This window comes from Rhizorhabdus sp., assembly GCF_018006725.1.
In the GTDB taxonomy this organism is placed as follows: domain Bacteria; phylum Pseudomonadota; class Alphaproteobacteria; order Sphingomonadales; family Sphingomonadaceae; genus Rhizorhabdus.
Genome location: NZ_JAGMXV010000416.1, coordinates 1 through 3,053, shown reverse-complemented (window position 1 = coordinate 3,053; position 3,053 = coordinate 1). Strand labels below are relative to the sequence as shown.

Below are 3,053 nucleotides of genomic sequence, written 5' to 3'. Positions count from 1 at the left end.
GCGATGGAAAGGATGATGCCGAGAAAGATCATGGCGGTGTCTCCGAAAGAACGATTCTGACGGTCGCGCCTTCCACCACCACCACGGCGCGTCGGGGATCATAGCAAAATATCGACGCGGACGGGAGCCGAAACCGACAAGGTTTCAGCCCCGCGGGCGATGATCTTCGCCCCTTCATGGAGCGAAGGGGTCGATTTCGCGGACGATCTGCGAGAGGTCGCCGTCATATTCGCTGGCGGGTGTGACCGAGAGCGTGCCGTCGCCGGCGCGGAAGATGACGATGACCGCCATCAGGCTGGTGGCGAGGCTGAAGGCGAAGGCGTGGGCGTCGTTGAAGGACATCGATCCGGCTCCTGTTTCGAGCGGAGGACCACCCCCCGCTGACAGGCGCCCGACGTGTCGGACTGAGAGCTGCAATCACCGCGCAGGCGGAGCCGGAGCGGCGGCACGCAAGGCGTAGCCGACCCTTCACGGGTTGATGGCGTCAGGCGATCAGTCTGACCAAGGATCAGCGCAAAGAAGCGGGGGTGGTGCTCTGCGGCAGGAGCCGGTGTCCTGCCGTGGAGACGGCGGCGCTCACGCGCCGCCGGTTCCGAACCGATAGACCGGGATGCCGAGCTTGCGGGCTTTGTCGGCGAGATTGTCCTGGATGCCGGTGCCGGGGAAGATGAGGATGCCGATCGGCATGACCGCCAGCATGGCGTCGTTGCGCTTGAACGGTGCGGCCTTGGCGTGTTTCGTCCAGTCGGGTCTGAAGGCGACCTGCGGCACCTTGCGGGTTTCCGCCCAACGCGCGGCGATCTTCTCGGCGCCTTTCGGTGAGCCGCCGTGCATCAGCACCATGTCGGGGTGCTTGGCGTGGACCTGATCGAGCTTGGCCCAGATCGGCTTGTGATCGGTGGTGTCGCCGCCGGAGAAGGCGATCTTCGGGCCTGCGGGCACGAGCACTTCGGTTTCGCTGCGGCGCTTGGCGGCAAGGAAGTCGCGGCTGTCGATCATCGCGGCGGTGAGGCGGCGATGGTTGACACGCGAGCCGGTGCGCTGAGACCAGGGTGAGCCGGTGGCGCGAAGATAGTGGTCGGCGGCGCTGTCGCGGAAGACTTCCAGGCTGTCGCGCCGTTCGATCAGCGATTGCCCAAGGTCGATCAGGCGTTCGAGCTGGACGGATTTGACCTCCGAGCCATCCTGTTCGCGCTGGAGCCGCTTCTGCGCCTGCTCGTTGTCGTCGAGTTTGCGGTCGGCCCGCTCGACGGCGCGGTGGAACGTATTGACGGTGGACCAGAGGAGATCGTCGAGGTCGGGATCGAGGCTCGTATCGACCACGGTGGAGATCAGGGCGTCGAAGATGTCGGCGACGGCGCCTTCGATGATGCGGTCTTCCGGCACGGGTCTGGGATCGGCTTCGTCTTCGGAGAGCCGGTAGCCGTAGAGCTGAAGCTCCTGCGTAATCTGGTCGGTCGGCGATGCGGCGTGTTCGGGTTCGTAGTCGTCGTGCTCGCTCATGGGATGCTCCGTCGGTTGGACCGCGACCGTCGCGGCCTTCATGGCGACGAAGCCCACGGGCGGGACGGGCTGGCAGTCCGAGCGAAGCGAGGGCCTTGATGGCCAAGGCCGGCTATTTTGTCTCGCGATGGAAAGCGGCCCGCAGGGCCGCGCCGGAAAATAGTCGGCCGCCGCCATTGCCGGCCTGGCCCGTTTGTGGGCCGATCGCCCTCTCGAAGGCCGAGGCGCGGTCCTCTCCGATGGTTGACGCATGCCGGCGGGCATGATGACGGCAGCCGTGACGTCCGTCGCGGGCGGCTAAGCCGCCTGAGCCATGAAGCGGGCGACGTCCTGCGGCGCGAGCTGCACCCGCAGGCTGGCGCGGAGCGCATCGAGCCCGAGGCGCCGGAGATCTTCGTTGAAGTCCTCCAACACCGGCGAGAGCACGATGGCCTCGATTCCGGCCGCGTTCGCCCGTTCGACCAGGTTGTCCCGCGCGCCGTCGCCTGCCGGGTCGTTGTCGCGCAGTATATAGAGTCGGCGCAGCGTCTCGGGGAACAGGATGGCGGCCAGATGGGCTGCGGACAGCGCCGCCGCCATCGCCATGTGCGGTATCGTTTGACGCGCCGACAGGACGCTTTCGATGCCTTCGCCCGCCGCCATCGCCTCGCCGGCGATCCCGAAGCGAACGGCATGGCCGAGCAAGTCGCCCATCGCCTTGCGCTGCGTTTCGATCGGCGCCTTGTCGGAGCCGTCAGGGGCGAGCCAGGTGCGATGCGCGCCGGTGATCGCGCCCCTGAGATCGGTGACGGCGGCGATCATCGCCGGCCAGGTTTCGGTCGGGCCGTGGTCGTCGGGCCGATAATAGCAGCGTGGATGGAAGCGAAGGTTTCCGGTTCCGTGCAAAGCCGTAATGCCGCGATGGCGAAGATATGCCTCTACGGGGGTGCCGCTGATCGGCTGCGACATGGCGAACAATCGCCTTGCCGCTTCGGCCGAGCCCGACGGGGCAGGCGTGCCCGGTCGCTTCTTCGTCGCCGGCGCGGGTTTCGGACGCGGCAGGCTGAGAAAGCTGCGGGCTTCCTCGACGACATCGGCGAAGTCGGCGAGGCCGCAACTCTCCCGGATCACGTCGAGCAGATCGCCATGCTCGCCGGTGGCGGCGTCGGTCCATTTGCCCGCCGGCCCCTTCGCCGTCTCCTTGAGCCGGACGAACATCGAGCGGCCGGGCGTGTTGCGCGCATCGCCGACCTGCCAGTAATTGCCCTGACGATGGCCGGCGTCGAGATAATGGCGGCACACCGCCTCGGCCTCCCGGCCGAGACGCTGCGCCAGATCCGAAGCGTCGAGACGGGTCATCACGCCGCCTCGCGTTCGCCGATGCGCTGGACCGGATAGCGGCCCAGCACGCGCTCCAGCACTGCGGGACCGGCGCTATCGGTCGGCACGAACATCCTGAGCTTCCAGGAGATGATCTCGTGGAACAGTCCGTAGGCGGTGAGCCGCTCGCGCATCGTGTCGGTGAAGCCCGACAGTTCGATGCGGTTGGCGCCCATCACACGGACGCGGCG

3 protein-coding genes and 1 pseudogene are annotated in these 3,053 nt (G+C 67.1%); all 4 read right to left on the bottom strand.

All coding sequences use genetic code 11. From position 1 onward, the window contains the following. Positions 1 to 174 precede the first annotated feature (174 nt). Positions 175 to 342: a hypothetical protein gene (locus KAY22_RS27100; protein WP_165608585.1), complete on the bottom strand. Its 168-nt coding sequence runs from the start codon at positions 340 to 342 to the stop codon at positions 175 to 177. Positions 343 to 576: 234 nt separating this feature from the next. After that, positions 577 to 1,503: a DUF2493 domain-containing protein gene (locus KAY22_RS27095; RefSeq protein WP_063987332.1), complete on the bottom strand. Its 927-nt coding sequence runs from the start codon at positions 1,501 to 1,503 to the stop codon at positions 577 to 579. A gap of 297 nt (positions 1,504 to 1,800) precedes the next feature. Then, a complete protein-coding gene (locus KAY22_RS27090) occupies positions 1,801 to 2,841 on the bottom strand; it encodes a toprim domain-containing protein (protein WP_296626148.1) in 1,041 nt (346 codons plus the stop codon). Beyond that, positions 2,841 to 3,053 (bottom strand): annotated as a pseudogene (locus KAY22_RS27085) (methylase); the annotation flags it as partial. The pseudogene KAY22_RS27085 and the gene KAY22_RS27090, both read right to left, overlap by 1 nt.